The sequence below is a fragment of the Lwoffella lincolnii genome (genome assembly GCF_002014765.1).
Taxonomy (GTDB): Bacteria; Pseudomonadota; Gammaproteobacteria; order Pseudomonadales; family Moraxellaceae; genus Psychrobacter; species Psychrobacter lincolnii.
This window is the reverse complement of the sequence record NZ_MUYT01000008.1, coordinates 21536-37105: the sequence shown is the minus strand read 5'-3', so window position 1 is coordinate 37105 and position 15570 is coordinate 21536. Positions and strand designations below refer to the sequence as shown.

Genomic DNA, 15570 nt, shown 5'->3' with positions numbered 1-15570 from the left:
CATATAAAGGTGCAATGGGCTGAAACATCAAGAGACTAAAATTGCAATTGACTGAGAGACACGCCACAGTGCGTATCATTGACAGCAACCGCAAATATTGATTTTAACGATATGTTTGATAAAGGGGAGAAAATGCCATGAATGCAAATTTTAATTTACAATTGCCCAGCCAACAGCAAGGAGCAAGTGTGACTGGTGTTGTGTTTGGCATCATTGCTGTTGTGGTGTTTGTTAAATTGGGCATGGCAATCATTCCTGCCCATATTGGTGATTATCAACTCACCAAAGCCTTAGCAATTGAGCTAAAAAAAGCCAATGATAACAAAGAAACCAAACAGCAATACTTAACCAATATCCAAAGACAGTTACAAATCAACGCCAACTATGATACTAAGGCTGAAGATGTGATTAAATTCATCAGCGATAAGCCAGGTAATCTAAAAATCAAAAAAGACTATACCGTGGTGAATAATTTTTTTGCCAATGTGGACATTGTGAATCATTTTGAAGGTGAAATCACCGCTGCCGATGCGTCTAATTAAGTGTCCATGGTTAGCTAAATATGATAACGCATTTGTGGTGCTGATTTTTTTATGAGTTATCAAATTTTTTTGTTATCGTTGTTTTTATGAATAAATCGCCTGATAAAATACCCAAAGAGTTTGTGAACAATCTGTCTGCTTTGATGGCAAAACTTGGTTATGAATTTGTTAATCAAGCCTTGCCATATCAGGCCTTGATGCACCGCTCTTATGATTCTGTTCATAACTATGAGCGGTTGGAGTTCTTGGGTGATGCTTTGTTGGGCATGATTATCGGCGAAGCCTTGTATCAGCGTTATCCTGAGCATAAGGAAGGCAAACTCACCCGCATGCGTGCCACTTTGGTGCGTCAAGAGACGCTGGTACAGATTGCTCATCGGTTGTGTCTGCCTAACCATTTGATTTTGGGCGTGGGTGAACGTAAAGGTGGTGGGCGTAAGCGTCCTTCTATTTTGGCAGATGTGGTTGAGTCACTGATAGGGGCGATTTATCTTGACAGTGGGGATATTCATGTGGTGCGTGCGTGCGTGCTTGAGTGGTATGGTGATTTGATTGACAGCGTCAGCGAACAAAAAGTGCTTAAAGATGCCAAGAGTCGTTTACAAGAATGGTTACAAGCCAAACAAATGCCATTGCCCATTTATGAGTTGGTAGAAACTCAAGGCAATGCACCGAATCAAGTGTTTTTGGTCAGTTGTCAAGTGGGCATTAGGGGCTGTTCAAATGTTGTACAGTCTGGTGAAAGTCGCCGTATTGCTGAGCAAAAAGCAGCTGAGCTGATGATTAACCAGCTTAACAAATTACCTAAGGCATTACTTAATTCAAATGCCAAGTCCAAAATTTTAATTTAAACTTATCTTTGTGATTGCTTATTTTATTCCCATACAAGAAACCATCAGCCAATGACTAACCAATCTCAACAAACACATCATCAAATCAATCATAACGACTTTCGTGCAGGGTATGTGGCGATTGTCGGTCGACCGAATGTGGGCAAATCGACTTTAATGAATCATTTGCTTGGGCAAAAGCTTTCCATCACGTCTCGTAAACCACAGACCACCCGTCATCGCATTCACGGCATTTTGTCAACCGACAACATGCAAGCGGTGTTTGTTGATACACCTGGTATTCATCATAACCAAGTTCGTGCCATCAATGAACGCATGAATCAAGCGGCTGTGTCGGCGTTGGTGGACGTGGATTTGGTGCTTTTTGTGGTGGACTCTGACCAGTGGCGAGAAGATGACTTGCTCACCTTACAAAAAATTGGTAATACTGACCTGCCTGTGGTATTGGTGATTAATAAAGTAGATACCTTAACCGATAAATCAGCATTATTACCACTGATGGATACTTTTCAAGAAAGCTTTGATTTTGCTGACATTGTGCCTGTCTCTGCCCTTAAAAACCAAAATACCAATCGTCTGGTACAAATCATCAAAAGCCATTTGCCTAAGTCTGCTCCCATTTATGACACCGAGCAGATTACTGACCGTTCGGAACGGTTTTTAGCAAGTGAGATTATCCGAGAAAAAATCATGCGGTCAGCAGGCGATGAAGTGCCTTATGATTTGACGGTACAGATTGACATCTTTAAAGATGAACCTGCCCATAAAGATGCCAAAACAGGCAAAATGCGTCAAGCAGTGACCTTTATTGATGCCACCATTTTTGTTGAGAGAAAAGGGCAAAAAGCCATTGTCATCGGTGATAAAGGCAGTCGCATCAAGCAAGTGGGTATTGAGGCACGCCAAGACATGGAGAAGATGTTTGACAAAAAGGTGATGCTCACCCTTTGGGTCAAAGTCAAACGTGGCTGGTCTGATGATGAAAGAGCCTTGAGTAGTTTGGGTTATTAGCATCATCACACACCATGCGTCATCAAGCACTCATCGGCTATGTGTTGCATCATAAGGCTTATCAAGAAAAGCGTGCTTTGTATCACCTATTTACCCCAACGCATGGGGTGGTACATGGTGTGGGCAAAAAAGGCATGCCTTTACTCACTCGCATGACCTTGTTTGCCACTGGCAAAGGTGGACTTAAAACGTTTAGTCAGCCACAACCACAACACAACCGCACAAACTTAGGGCAAATCACAGGGCAGAATCTGTATGGAGCGTTGTATGTCAATGAACTGCTTTGGCGAGTATTGACTGTAGAAGACCCCATGCCTATGCTGTGGTGGGCTTATGAACAGACGCTGATGTTATTGGCAAATGCTTGTCAAAACAGCCATAACAGTCAAAACAACCATAACGGTCAAAACAGCCACACACTGTTGCCATTGGCGTATATATTACGTTGTTTTGAAAGTCTGTTGTTTGCTGAATTGGGCTATGGCATCAGTTTTGTGATTGATGAAAAAGACAATGCCATTTTACCCACACAACATTATTGCTATCATGTGAATAAAGGCTGGGTGCGATTGACCAAATTTGAAGCGTCATCATCTGGCAGTTGCCAAAGAGCTTGGCTGGGTGCAGATGTCTTGAAGTTGGCAATGGTTAACGAGAAGTTAGCATATTTTCGTTTGTGTCATGTTGATGACTTTGGTCGTGATGATGTTGGTTGTGATGATGTGCCAAGTCATGCGATGATAGACGCTCAATTTGTCGAGATGTTACATGCTTGGTTTGCCTTGATACAGCCAGTGATGCCTGCTTGGACACAACTGCATCGGCAAGTGGTGGACAGTTTGTTAGATGATAAGCCTTTGCAAAGTCGCAAACTCTGGCAACAGCAACGCCGTTTTTTATCGCCCTAATTTTCTTTTATAAAATCATCTTGGTATAAAAAAAGGATTTGTTATGAACAGCCCCAATCTTGGTGTCAATATCGACCACATTGCCACCCTACGCCAAGCCCGTGGGGTGAATTACCCAGACCCTGTACAAGGTGCATTAATCTGTGAGCAAGCAGGGGCAGATGGCATCACCCTGCACTTAAGAGAAGACCGCCGTCATATCCAAGATGATGATGTCAAACGCATAAAAGATGCCATTAGCATTGCCATGAATCTTGAAATGGCGGCGACTGATGAGATGCTGATTATCGCCAAGCAAATCCAGCCCGATTGGGTGTGTCTGGTGCCAGAAAAACGAGCTGAGCTGACCACAGAAGGGGGGCTGAATGTGGTGGGGCAGTTACAGTATTTGCATGGCTATGTGGCAAATTTGCAAGCAGTCGGTTGCCAAGTGTCTTTATTTATTGATGCTGATATCGCTCAGATTGATGCTGCCGCAACCATAGGGGCAAATGCGATTGAAATTCATACAGGGGCATATGCCGAAGCAGGGCTGGCAGGTAATCAGCACTTACAGACAGCTGAATTGACTCGCATCATCAATGCAGTCAACCACAGCAGACAGATTGCCCCTAACATGTTGGTGAATGCAGGGCATGGGTTAACTCGAGATAACGTAACCGCCATCGCCCAAATTGATGGCATTAATGAGTTGAATATCGGTCATGCGTTAATCGCTGATGCGGTATTTATGGGACTTAGCCAAGCCGTACAAGCGATGAAAAAAGCGATGAATAACGCAGATAATGATGAATTTGGTTGATGCAAACTTTTAGTTCATTTAGATGCGATGGCTTAGATGGATAACTTGTGCTAACTAGCCATGTCTAAGATGTCTTGGGCGAAAGCCTGTGATAAGTAGCACCACCCCATACACCATTGCCCCCAAGGCACTGATGATAAGTACCGCAAGTAAGCGTTGCCACTGCATCGCATGGGTTGGGAAGTAGGGCATCAACAGATACAGACTGCCCACCATCGCCAATGTCGCCACAGCAAATTGAGCAAATAATTTATACCAATGACGCTCAAAACAAAACACCCCACGCCGATGTAAAAAGTAATACAACAACCCAGCATTGACAAACGATGCACCTGTGGTTGCTAACGCCAATCCACCATGTAGTGGCAGTTTGAGATGATGATAAATCGCAATGAACAGCACGCTAAACAGCATGTTGGCAAAGACTGAAGCGATGCCTATTTTGACGGGCGTTTTGGTGTCTTGACGAGCAAAAAATGCAGGGGCAAAAATCTTAATCAGCATAAAACCTAAAATACCCCCTGACAGACTTTTTAGGGCAATGGCACTCATCTTGGCATCGTGCAAGGTGAACTCACCACGCAAAAACAACGCCTGCATGAACACATCTGACAGCACCCACATGGCGACACTGGCAGGCAGCCCCACCAGCACAATCAACCGTGCTGCCCAATCCAGCGTTTTTTTAAAATTCATATCGTCTTTTTTGGCTTCGCTGGCAGACAAGCTTGGCAATATCACTGTGCCTATCGCCACACCGATTAGCCCAAGTGGAAGCTCACTCATTCGCTCAGCGGCATACAACCACGACACCGAACCACCCACCATCAAAGACGCAAACACGGTATTTAACAACAGATTTATCTGGGTTACTGACACACCAAAAATGGCAGGCAACATCAGCTTTAAGATGCGTTTGACCCCTTCGTGTTGAAAGTTAATTTTAGGGGCGACCAACAACTGTTGTTGCCAAAGTTGAGGCAGTTGGATAAGCAGTTGTAACAAGCCAGAAACGGCAACCGCATAACCCAATGCCATGATGGGGGTGGCAAACATCGGAGCAAATATCAACGCCCCTGCAATCATACATAAGTTAAGCAACACAGGGGCAAAGGCAGGAGCAGCAAAACGCCCATAACTTTGTAAAATACTGCCAGCAAACGCCGTCATGGAGATGAACAACAAATAGGGGAACGTCAACCGTAAAAGCTGACTGGCGGCAGTAAATTTATCTGGTTCAGCCACAAATCCAGGAGCAAATAAGGTAATCACCCAAGGAGCAAGCAAGATGACCACTGCCGTCAACAGGGATAATATCAACATCAACGCCCCAGACACACGGCTAATCAGCAGTTGCACTTCGATTAGGTTATATTTTTCTTTATATTCGCTGAGTACTGGCACAAAGGCTTGGCTAAATGCCCCTTCAGCAAACAAACGTCGCAAAAAATTGGGTATTTTAAAGGCAACCAAAAACGCATCCATCAAGCCACCTGCTCCAAACACACCCATCAGCACCATGTCTCTGACCAGCCCTAGGATACGTGATAACATGGTCATGGAGCTGACGACCATAGTTGAGCGGAATAAATGACTTTTTGCCATGATGACCTTTTTTGTTCAAAATTAGGTGATTATAGCATTTCTATGGGTGGTGCGATTTGGTTTCATTTGGCTGTTTATCTGAAGTTTGGGCAGCCAGCCTTTTTGCCACTTGCTGACGCAACCGCCCCCAATCAAAATGTTCCCCTGGGTCGGTTTTGCGATTGGGAGCGATGTCGCTATGTCCTGTCAGATGTCGGCGTGTGGCAGGATAGCTGTCGTATATCGCCACAATCAGCTGGGCCAGCACATCGTATTGCTTGGGGGTGAATGGTTGATAATCACTGCCTTCAAGCTCAATACCGATGCTAAAATCATTACACTGAGTTTGCCCAAGATAAGCGGAATGTCCTGCGTGCCATGCTCGCTTATCCAAATTGACAAACTGAGTCATCATGCCATCTCGTTCAATAAACACGTGGGCAGATACTTGTATGCCTTTGATGGATTTAAAATAAGGGTGGGAATCCCAATGAAGCTGATTGGTAAACAGTGCCTTGACATGATGCAGACCGTTGGCATCAGTTTGAGCAAATTCATCTGGTGGTAGGCTGATGTTGTGAATGACAATGGCTCGGATACAGGTATTGTCTGGGCGGTCGTTGTGGTTGGGGGACGGCAATTGTTTGGCGGTGCTGATGATGCCATCTTCAATATGGATAATAGACATAAGTTTTGTAATCCTAAACATGCGTTTTTTAGTTTGTCATCATTTGCTGAGCCACAATCACCTGATATCATCGCCTTGTTGGTGTCAATGATTGGTGTTAATGATTGGTGTCAAGGTAACAACAAATGTTAAGATAACAACAAAATTGTGGCAGACCACATTTAGGGCGACAGATTGGCAATCGATTGCCAAGATTGGTGTGTGATATGATACCATACAAGCAGCAAGGCACAATCACCACAGCCATACCATTATTTGTCTGACTACCCATGATGAATCATCAACACGCTTTCATATCAACACACTTTAATTTTAATATAGAAAAACCATGGCAAAGACCCATGGCAAAAAGATAGGAAAACCCATGACCAAATCAGCTGACCATACCACACAAGACTTTACCCCATCTGCTTTTATCCAAACTGCCCTAGACAATGATGTGTTAAAGTTTGGTGAGTTTACTTTAAAATCAGGGCGAGTTAGCCCTTATTTTTTTAATGCTGGACTGCTTGCCACAGGACAAGCATTAAGCCTATTGGCTCAAGGTTATGCCAATGCGTTAGCCAAAGTTACACAAGACTCAAAACAGTTGGTGATATTCGGAGCGGCATATAAAGGCATTCCGTTTGTTGCTGCCACCGCCCAAGCACTTTGGCAACACCATGGCATCAATGCCCAATGGGGATACAACCGCAAAGAAGCCAAAACGCATGGCGAAAGTGGCAATTTGGTGGGGGCGAATTTGACAGGCAAATCAGTTTGGATACTCGATGATGTCATCACCGCAGGCACAGCAATGCGTGAAGTGATGGCACTATTAGATGGCGTGGGGGCAAGTGTGGCGGGCATCATTGTCGCCCTTGACCGCAAAGAAAAAGGACAAACGGACACATCTGCCATGCTTGAGTTGCAACAACAGCTGAATGTGCCTGTACAAGCATTGGTAAGCATTGATGACTTAATAAACCACCTACAAACCCATGAACAAACTGAGCATTTACAAAAGATGCTGGCATATCGTGAGCAGTATGGCGTTTGAAGTTGGCTTTTATCGTCTCAACGTTATGGTAAAAAAAGCCCTAACCACACTTGGCTAGGGCTTTATCAGTCATTGCTTTTGGCTTATTTTTGCCAAGAAGCTATTTTTACCATAAGGTTTTACCATAAGGCTATTTTTGACAAGAGACTGAGTACTCGTTGCCATCAGTGGCAACGATGCTTAAAATGCCTATGTCGCCTTTGGTGTGCCACTCATAAGTAGAGTTGGGGTTGGTGTCATTGACAAAACGCATGCCACTGGCAGTAACGGCATTTTTTAAAGTAACGGCTTGATTGTCTAAGCCTAGCTCTGGCATGGTGATGGTCAGGTTTGCCCAGTCGCCATTGGTGGCATATTGAGCGTTGACGTTAGCGTCGTTTTCACAAGTGAAACTTTCTATTTGACCAACCGTGGTGGCAACAGGTGGCGTGGTGGCACAAGCGGCTAATAAAGCAACCGCAGGGGTGGCGATGATAAGTTTGGTTAAGTTTTTCATCATAATGACCTCAATGATTAAAGTTGTTGGTTAACGTTGTTTATGATTGACATACTCCCACCACCAAACCTAGCGGTTATGATGGGGGAATCTTTGCGACCCATAACAACCCAAGCTTAGATTGAGTTGCTACCTTTCGTCATGCCACCATCGCTGAATAGTATCGGCATGAGAGAACTCTTTATACAACACTAAGTCCTAGTGCATCAGCTAACGCTTGCTTTTTATGGTTCTTTACCATGTTTTTTACACCCAAATCTTAAAGTGCATGACTGGTAGCTTGGTTTTCGCAAATCAGTTTATGCGTGAATTTATGGTGTTTATATGGTGTCAGTCTAAATGCTGGTTGCGTACTTTTTCATGAATACGAGCAACGGCTAACTTTTTGAAATATGGGTATAATTTAGCATTGTTTTTATTTAGTGTCTATGACATCGAAAAACAACAACGCCCTGATTAGGTCGCCTGTGCTTACATCTCCACCTAAATCAAAGATTATGGGTGGAGAATTACGCACGATGAGTTAAACAAACATGGTTGTATGTTAAACCTAATTTAGGTAATTAACTGTAGCTAAATGTAATAAAAGCGTAATGCTTTTTAAAGCACTTTTATGAAGACATTTTAATAAAAGATATGATATTAAAGAACTTTTAATTTAAGCCAGTGGCTTTACGGGATAAGTTTGCATGGTAGACATGTCGATAGAATGGTAGACATGTCGATAGAAATGATATTGGCATTGGTGATGGTGGCAGGTATGGCAGGATTTATTGATGCCATTGCTGGCGGTGGTGGCTTGCTGACCATTCCTGCATTATTGCTTGCCAATGTACCGCCTGTGATGACGTTGGGAACAAACAAACTGCAAGCCACTTCAGGGGCGTTGGCAGCGTCCATCACCATGATAAAAAAAGGCATGGTGAAGCCAAAAGAGCTGACGATTGCCATCATCGCCGCCTTTATCGGCTCAAGCTTAGGCACGATGGCCGTTCAATTGTCATCGCCAGAGCGGTTAAAGACGCTCATTCCGTTTTTGATTGCTGTCATTGGCATTTATACCTTGTTTGCCCCAAGTCTTGGTGATGTCGAGCCCCAACCAAAAATCAGTGAAAGCACATGGCAACGCATCATAACGCCAATCATTGGCATGTATGACGGTTATGTCGGTCCAGGCACGGGCATGTTTTTTGCTCTTGGCAATGTGGCGTTGCGTGGACGACACATCATCGTGGCAACTGGGACGGCTAAGGTGTTGAATTTGGCAACCAACACCGCTTCATTGATGTTTTTTATTGTGGGGGGAAATGTCCTATGGAAAGTGGGGCTTGCCATGATTTTGGGGCAAAGTATCGGGGCGTATTTTGGCTCACACATGGTTGTTAAAGGTGGTGGTAAACTTATCCGCCCCGTGATTGTGCTTATGTGTTTGGCGATGCTGAGTAAATACGTCTTTTTTGACTCGTGAACATCGCTTATGAACATGGGGCGTTATCAATGCTATAATATGCCGTTTATTTAATCATAAACCCTTAAACGGTTAATTATCGGTTCTGTTATACATGAAACTTGTGGTCGTTGGTGTCAATCATAAAACTGCTCCCATTGCTTTGCGTGAAAAATTGGCGTTTGCCTCTGACGACATGCCAACAGCTTTGGCACAACTGTCTGGCATCACCGCCGCCAGCGTTATTGTCTCCACTTGCAACCGCACTGAGATTTATGCCCTTGCCAAAGAGCCAAACCACATAAGCCCCAATAACCAAACCAGCAATCAAGCCAATCAAGTGAATAGAATCAACGACGCATGGCTAACCCAAACCCTAAACGCCATCTATCAATGGTTGGCAGATTATAAAGGCATATCACTCACAAGTTTAAGCCCCTATTTGTACAGCCACAAAAATACCCAAGCCATGACCCATTGGATACGAGTCAGTGCTGGGCTAGATTCGATGATATTGGGCGAACCGCAGATATTGGGGCAGATTAAGCAAGCTGTTAGCCAATCACTTGAGCTTGGATATGTCAGCAGTGCTTTTGGTTGGCTTGCTGACCAAGTGTTTTGGGCAGCCAAAAATGTCCGCCATAACACCCAAGTTGGCTCACAAGCCGTTACCTTAGGGTTTGCCGCCGCCAAACTGGCAATGCAGATATTTCATGATGTGTCCAAATGTACCTTACTGGTGGTGGCAGCAGGGGAAATGAATCGTTTGGTTGCCAGTCATATTGCAGGTTTGGGTGTACAGCGTATCATCATTTGTAACCGCAGTGTTGACAATGCCAAGCTGTTGGCAGATGAGCTGGCAAGCATTGCCCCACATTGCCAAATAGACGCACAGCCATTGACCGCATTGGCAAATGGCTTGGCACAAGCGGACATTGTCAGCAGTTGTAGTGGCAGTATGCACACGCTCATTGATTTATCCATGACTCAACAAGCCCTAAAGATAAGGCGACATCGCCCCATTCTTATGGTCGATTTGGCTGTCCCTAGAGACATTGATGAGCGAGTCAGTTTACTTGATGACATCTACTTATATTCAGTTGATGACTTACAGCATGTCATCGCAGGTAACCTAGAACAACGTCGTCAAGCCGCTGTTGATGCTGAGATGCTGGTGTCGCAGTTGGTGCTGGACATTGAACGGCGGTTATCGGTGCGTCGTGTTGGCTCAGACATTCACACCTATCGTCAAATGGCAGAGCAACACGCTCAAACCTTACTAAAGCAAGCCCTTATCCAACTAAAGCAAAGCAACACCACCGCCGAAGACGTACTCACCGATTTTAGCCAACGCCTTACCCAAACCCTCACCCATGCCCCATCAAAACTGATGCGACACATGGCAGAACAAGGTGATGACCAACTTCTAAATGATGTCGTCAGAACCCTAAAAACGGCTTATCGCCCCCCATCATCTTAGCAAAAAACATCTAAATAACATCAAGTAAATAATATCAAGATTGAAGCCACTTGACTGAAATGCGTTGTTTTTACTGTGTTGTTTTGATTTTATTGTTTATGGCTATTTATGGGTGATTGTTTTATGGGTGATTGTTGCTTGTCAGCATTCTTAATGGTCTTATCTTGTCTTATGATGGTGGTTAATGTACCATACGATGATGGCTAAAAGTCTTTGGTTGGTGATGGGAATGGATTAATCCACACGCCACAATGTTAGAATGTTAGCTACTAATGTTAATTAATTGTCGTTAATTGATTGTCAACTGATTTGATGGGAATGAATATGAATAAAAAAGTGATGATGCTGGTGATGACTTTGGGATTATTTCAATTAACTGCATGCAGTGTTACGCATGGCATACAAATGACTGCCCAACAAATCACATCGATTCATAAAGGAGTAACCAGCGAAGGACAAATTCGCCAAATGTTTGGTGAACCTGTGGAAAAACAACGCCTTAGCAACGGTCTGACACGCTTGATTTATCGTTACGATAATAGCTCACAAATCATGAAAAGCTTGGCAGGTGCAGGTGGTACGTTGCTTGGTGGGGTGTTGGGTTATCAAGTTGGTGGTGGCTCAGGTCAAGCTTTAGCAACCGTGGCAGGGGCTGGTATCGGCGGTGCGTTATCTGAAAATGCGGTTACTGCTCGCAAACAAGAACAAATTTTGATTATTTATATCAATCAGCGTGGCGTTGTTCATGACTATGAATTTACTGAAAATAGCTCACGCAGTCAATCTTGGGGCATTGGTCAAGGTGTCAAACCTTTGTAATCTTGGATTGAGTTTGGATTGAATGAGCGTTTGAAGCAGTTAAATAAAAACCTGTGTGCTGATGGTTTGTATATTGGCATTATGTCTGGCACAAGCCTAGATGCGATGGATGCGGTGTTGGTGCAGTTCATATCTGAGCAAACTGAACAAACCAAAGCCATCGCCAGCTCATCAATCACAAGCTTGCCAACCAAATCAGCGGTTAGGCTGATTGCCAGTCATAGCATGGGTTTCCCCAAACCCTTACGGCAAGTGTTGCTTGCTTTATGTCAGCCCAATGGTTGTGTTCAACTTGCCAATAAGCTTAAGCAAATACCGCCAGTGGACATGACCATGTTCACACAAACCACGCTAACGCAAACCACACTAACACAAACCATGTTGCCAAAAAAGAAGTCATTAGGTGATTATTTGGCTGATGTTGATATCGATGCTTTAAGTGAGTTGGATTGGGCAGGGTGGGCAAGCCGAACATATGCTGAGCAGACCAGTAAGTTGGTTCAGACTTTGCTAGATAAAGCCCAAAGGCAAATCCAAGCGTATGATGGTCATGACCATAAACATAATATCAATAACGTCAATGATGGCTGTGTTGATGATGACATTGCCAATGCCGTCATGGCGATTGGTTGTCACGGGCAGACGGTACGCCACCGTCCACGACTTGGCTTTAGTACCCAATTAATGGATGCCAATGTTTTGGCAGAACGGACAGGCATCAATGTGGTGAGTGATTTTCGCCGCCGTGATATGGCGGTCGGTGGGCAAGGAGCACCGCTTGTGCCAGCCTTTCACCATGCCATGTTTGCTGATGATGAGCAGTGGCGGGTACTGGTTAACTTAGGTGGCATCGCCAATATCACCGTTTTGCCACCGCTGAAACTGGGGCAGGTTGCTTATGGCTATGACACAGGTCCTGCCAATTTGTTGTTAGATGCTTGGGTGGCTCGCCACAGTGATGTCAGTTATGATGCAGGTGGTCAGTTTGCTCAATCAGGCAAATTAATTGAACCATTGCTTAAGCAACTGCTTGCCCATGAATACTTTGCCAAACCCACTCCTAAAAGCACAGGGCGAGAAGAGTTTCATTTGCCATGGTTAGATGATGAGTTACAAACTTTTGCTCAACATTACCCCGATGTGCGATATTCTCCTGCTGATGTGCAAAATACTTTAACTGAGTTGACTGCCATCAGTGTCGCTAACGAAATCAACCGCATTCACAAGCCCAATACTCAAAATTCCAATACTCAAAAGACCAGCGTGCCATCTGATACCACGCCAGTGGCTGTCTTTGCTTGTGGTGGTGGGGCATATAATGATTATTTGCTTTTGCGTATGGCGTCGCACATACCGCAGTTGCTTGGTGGCAAAATCGTCAGTACCGAGCAGTTGGGCTTACCGCCCATATGGGTAGAAGCAACTGCCTTTGCGTGGCTTGCTAGGCAGACGCTGATGGGACAGACAGGCAATTTGCCCAGCGTTACAGGGGCAAAAAAAGCAGTGGTGTTGGGGCAAGTGTGTTTTGCGTGATTGGGTCAAGTGCATTGTCATGGCATGGGATTTTTTAAGTTTACATTCGTAAACTGATGCGTTTTTTCTGGGGGCGTGTTATGATAAAGAGCATCAGACCGCATCAGTCAATTTAACGGATAGTCAATTTAATGGACAGTCAATTTAATGGATAATGTATGAGCATCGACCACACCAATTTTAATGCAGCAGATAACCATAACATCAACACCACTGGCAACGCTCCACACCGCTTGCCACACCATCAACGTCCTGACCATCAGCGAGTGGTCATCACAGGCATGGGGGCAATCACGCCATTAGGAAATTCGGTGGCAGACACCTGGCAAGCCATGCTGGCAGGTAAAAGTGGCATTCGCCGTATTGAGCATTTTGATGTCAGCGATTTTCGTTCACAAATTGCTGGTACGGTGATTGATTTTAATGTGCATGAGTACATGACCAGCAAAGATGCCAGACGTTATGACACTTTTATGCACTATGGGTTAGCAAGCTGTGCCATGGCGTTGGCAGATGCAGGATTGCTTGACCAAACAGATGATTTTAAAACAGCTCGTTTGGTGGGGGCAGATGCTCATCGAGTGGGGGTGGTGTTTGGCTCTGGGATTGGTGGTGTTGGTACGATAGAAGACACCAGCCTAACCTTAGCTGACAAAGGTGCAAAAAAAGTCTCCCCCTTCGTCATTCCAGGTTCGATTGTCAATATGCCAGCGGGTTTGGTTGCCATTCAATTTGGTTTAAAAGGGGCAAATCTTGCCACATCGACCGCTTGCACCACATCAACCCATGCCATCGGTGTGGCAGCACGGCTAATTGCTTATGGTGATGCTGATGTGATGGTGGTGGGGGGCAGTGAAAAAGCTTCTACGCCTGTGGGTATGTCAGGGTTTGCTGCCATGCACGCCTTATCAACTCGTAATGATGAACCGACTTGTGCCAGCCGTCCGTTTGATGTTGGGAGAGATGGTTTTGTGCTGTCGGACGGAGCAGGAGCAATGGTATTAGAAAGCCTTGCCCATGCTAAGACTAGGGGAGCCGTCATCTTGGCAGAAGTGGCAGGATTTGGCATGAGTGATGATGCCAGCCACATTACCGCGCCACCAGACAATGGCGAAGGTGCTTCTCGAGCCATGATGGCAGCACTCAACGATGCGGGCATTGAACCTTATCAAATAGGTTATATCAACGCTCATGGCACGAGTACTCCAGTGGGTGATGTGGCAGAAAGTCAAGCCATCGCCAGTGTTTTTTCTCAGTGTGAACGAATGCCTGCGGTCAGTTCTACCAAATCCATGACTGGACATCTACTTGGAGCGGCAGGGGTGGTTGAAGCCATTGCCACCGTTAAAGCCTTACAAGACCAACAATTGCCACCAACCATTAACCTAGATAACCCTGATCCTAAGTGTGCTTTAGACCATATTGCCCATACCGCAAGGGCGGTACAAAACTTACAATACGCCATCTCCAACAGTTTTGGTTTTGGGGGTACAAATGGCTCTCTTGTGTTGGCAAAATGGCTTGGTGCATGACAGTCATGGAAACAACATGATTAGAAAGATGGTGATGAACATTGTTGACAGCACTGGACTGATTTTTTCGGTTGTCAGTTACCAAAAGGCAAGCTATGATAATGACGCAATCTAATCACCAATGATTAGATTGCGTTTAAAAATGTTTGTTAAACAACGTTCATAGTTAAGCTTCACAATTAAGTCATTTAAGTCATTTTAAGTGGGTGATTGGTTTATGTCGGGTTTTTCGTTTTCTACACAATTTCGTCAGCGTTGGTCACAGATTCCTGACACGGTGAGAGTTGCCATTTATCAAGAGTTAGATGACATTGTTACCTTATTGAACCCTGATGTTGATTTGGCAGATTTTAAGTTTAGCCAAAGCAATCTCACTGCCCACATCGAAGCGTTGTATTTACAAGATGCCAAGCAAAAATTGCGTGCCAGTATGACAGCGGTAATGCCAGAACCCATTAAGCTTGCTTGCCAAAGTGATGGCGAACAAGATGACTTTGGTTTGTCTGATAAGCAAAAAAAGCTGATACAGTCGCTTGAGATGAGCATTGATGATTATTTGGCAGAGACTTTATCGCTGATATCTAAAGACCTAAAAGCATGGGTAACAGAAGAAGTAAAAAGGCAAGGGTCAACTTGATTTTTTAAATCTGGGTGTCTGTTATGCCAACGGTAACAATGGCTTTATTCGGATTAAATTTTGCATGGGGTCGTAATCATGGGGTCGTAATATGGGATAGCGACAAACCATCATAAGTCATGCAAAAACATGGGATTACTTTACTAAAGTAAGTTCGGTATTTTTGAATAATAACGAATTTACCATGGCGGATAATCGGTT

The 15570-nt window shown here is 44.4% G+C and carries 15 protein-coding genes; 12 read left to right on the top strand and 3 right to left on the bottom strand.

The window, feature by feature from the left end; translation table 11 throughout:
- Positions 1-137: 137 nt before the first annotated feature.
- The 5 genes from B0682_RS06695 (at position 138) to B0682_RS06675 (ending at position 4114) form a co-directional block, all read left to right on the top strand.
- Entirely contained in the window at positions 138-542 is a 405-nt protein-coding gene (locus B0682_RS06695) for a DUF4845 domain-containing protein (RefSeq protein ID WP_078307658.1), read from the top strand.
- Between the two features lie 86 nt (positions 543-628).
- Positions 629-1393: a ribonuclease III gene (rnc, locus tag B0682_RS06690; RefSeq protein WP_078307656.1), complete on the top strand. Its 765-nt coding sequence runs from the start codon at positions 629-631 to the stop codon at positions 1391-1393.
- Positions 1394-1444: 51 nt separating this feature from the next.
- Positions 1445-2404 carry a GTPase Era gene (era, locus tag B0682_RS06685; RefSeq protein ID WP_078307655.1) on the top strand — a complete coding sequence of 320 codons (960 nt, stop codon included), beginning with the start codon at positions 1445-1447 and terminating at the stop codon, positions 2402-2404.
- A gap of 14 nt (positions 2405-2418) precedes the next feature.
- Positions 2419-3312, top strand: coding sequence for a DNA repair protein RecO (recO, locus tag B0682_RS06680; protein WP_078307653.1), 894 nt, complete (start codon positions 2419-2421; stop codon positions 3310-3312).
- A 43-nt stretch (positions 3313-3355) separates the two neighbouring features.
- On the top strand, positions 3356-4114 hold the full coding sequence (locus tag B0682_RS06675; protein ID WP_078307652.1) for a pyridoxine 5'-phosphate synthase: 759 nt from the start codon (positions 3356-3358) through the stop codon (positions 4112-4114).
- A 54-nt stretch (positions 4115-4168) separates the two neighbouring features.
- Here B0682_RS06675 and murJ read toward each other — a convergent pair whose 3' ends face one another.
- A complete protein-coding gene (gene murJ, locus B0682_RS06670; RefSeq protein ID WP_078307650.1) occupies positions 4169-5719 on the bottom strand; it encodes a murein biosynthesis integral membrane protein MurJ in 1551 nt (516 codons plus the stop codon).
- A gap of 40 nt (positions 5720-5759) precedes the next feature.
- Positions 5760-6386, bottom strand: a complete 627-nt coding sequence (gene ampD, locus B0682_RS06665) for a 1,6-anhydro-N-acetylmuramyl-L-alanine amidase AmpD (RefSeq protein ID WP_078307649.1) — start codon at positions 6384-6386, stop codon at positions 5760-5762.
- Positions 6387-6750: 364 nt separating this feature from the next.
- Between ampD and pyrE the strand changes: the two genes are divergently transcribed.
- Entirely contained in the window at positions 6751-7425 is a 675-nt protein-coding gene (pyrE, locus tag B0682_RS06660) for an orotate phosphoribosyltransferase (protein WP_078307648.1), read from the top strand.
- A gap of 130 nt (positions 7426-7555) precedes the next feature.
- Here pyrE and B0682_RS06655 read toward each other — a convergent pair whose 3' ends face one another.
- Positions 7556-7924: an MliC family protein gene (locus B0682_RS06655; protein ID WP_078307646.1), complete on the bottom strand. Its 369-nt coding sequence runs from the start codon at positions 7922-7924 to the stop codon at positions 7556-7558.
- A gap of 706 nt (positions 7925-8630) precedes the next feature.
- On the opposite strand from B0682_RS06655, the gene B0682_RS06650 reads away from it, so the two are divergent.
- The 6 genes from B0682_RS06650 to B0682_RS06625 all read left to right on the top strand — a co-directional run bounded on the left by B0682_RS06650 (position 8631) and on the right by B0682_RS06625 (position 15369).
- Complete coding sequence (locus B0682_RS06650) at positions 8631-9389, top strand: TSUP family transporter (RefSeq protein ID WP_078307645.1); 759 nt, start codon at positions 8631-8633, stop codon at positions 9387-9389.
- A 94-nt stretch (positions 9390-9483) separates the two neighbouring features.
- Complete coding sequence (gene hemA, locus B0682_RS06645) at positions 9484-10848, top strand: glutamyl-tRNA reductase (protein ID WP_078307643.1); 1365 nt, start codon at positions 9484-9486, stop codon at positions 10846-10848.
- 324 nt (positions 10849-11172) lie between these two features.
- Positions 11173-11667 carry a hypothetical protein gene (locus B0682_RS06640; RefSeq protein WP_205760114.1) on the top strand — a complete coding sequence of 165 codons (495 nt, stop codon included), beginning with the start codon at positions 11173-11175 and terminating at the stop codon, positions 11665-11667.
- Between the two features lie 18 nt (positions 11668-11685).
- Complete coding sequence (locus tag B0682_RS06635) at positions 11686-13200, top strand: anhydro-N-acetylmuramic acid kinase (RefSeq protein WP_276206629.1); 1515 nt, start codon at positions 11686-11688, stop codon at positions 13198-13200.
- Positions 13201-13358: 158 nt separating this feature from the next.
- Positions 13359-14732 carry a beta-ketoacyl-ACP synthase II gene (gene fabF / locus B0682_RS06630; RefSeq protein WP_078307641.1) on the top strand — a complete coding sequence of 458 codons (1374 nt, stop codon included), beginning with the start codon at positions 13359-13361 and terminating at the stop codon, positions 14730-14732.
- A 217-nt stretch (positions 14733-14949) separates the two neighbouring features.
- The gene (locus B0682_RS06625; RefSeq protein ID WP_143823316.1) at positions 14950-15369 is read left to right on the top strand and encodes a response regulator; all 420 of its coding nucleotides are present in this window, start codon (positions 14950-14952) and stop codon (positions 15367-15369) included.
- The last annotated feature ends 201 nt before the right edge of the window (positions 15370-15570 follow it).

Excerpts from the sequence above, each read along its gene's own strand:
- B0682_RS06695 (WP_078307658.1), top strand. The coding sequence starts at position 138 with ATGAATGCAAATTTTAATTTACAATTGCCCAGCCAACAGCAAGGAGCA.
- rnc (WP_078307656.1), top strand. The coding sequence starts at position 629 with ATGAATAAATCGCCTGATAAAATACCCAAAGAGTTTGTGAACAATCTG.
- era (WP_078307655.1), top strand. The coding sequence starts at position 1,445 with ATGACTAACCAATCTCAACAAACACATCATCAAATCAATCATAACGAC.
- recO (WP_078307653.1), top strand. The coding sequence starts at position 2,419 with ATGCGTCATCAAGCACTCATCGGCTATGTGTTGCATCATAAGGCTTAT.
- B0682_RS06675 (WP_078307652.1), top strand. The coding sequence starts at position 3,356 with ATGAACAGCCCCAATCTTGGTGTCAATATCGACCACATTGCCACCCTA.
- murJ (WP_078307650.1), bottom strand. The coding sequence starts at position 5,719 with ATGGCAAAAAGTCATTTATTCCGCTCAACTATGGTCGTCAGCTCCATG.
- ampD (WP_078307649.1), bottom strand. The coding sequence starts at position 6,386 with ATGTCTATTATCCATATTGAAGATGGCATCATCAGCACCGCCAAACAA.
- pyrE (WP_078307648.1), top strand. The coding sequence starts at position 6,751 with ATGACCAAATCAGCTGACCATACCACACAAGACTTTACCCCATCTGCT.
- B0682_RS06655 (WP_078307646.1), bottom strand. The coding sequence starts at position 7,924 with ATGATGAAAAACTTAACCAAACTTATCATCGCCACCCCTGCGGTTGCT.
- B0682_RS06650 (WP_078307645.1), top strand. The coding sequence starts at position 8,631 with ATGGTAGACATGTCGATAGAAATGATATTGGCATTGGTGATGGTGGCA.
- hemA (WP_078307643.1), top strand. The coding sequence starts at position 9,484 with ATGAAACTTGTGGTCGTTGGTGTCAATCATAAAACTGCTCCCATTGCT.
- B0682_RS06640 (WP_205760114.1), top strand. The coding sequence starts at position 11,173 with ATGAATAAAAAAGTGATGATGCTGGTGATGACTTTGGGATTATTTCAA.
- fabF (WP_078307641.1), top strand. The coding sequence starts at position 13,359 with ATGAGCATCGACCACACCAATTTTAATGCAGCAGATAACCATAACATC.
- B0682_RS06625 (WP_143823316.1), top strand. The coding sequence starts at position 14,950 with ATGTCGGGTTTTTCGTTTTCTACACAATTTCGTCAGCGTTGGTCACAG.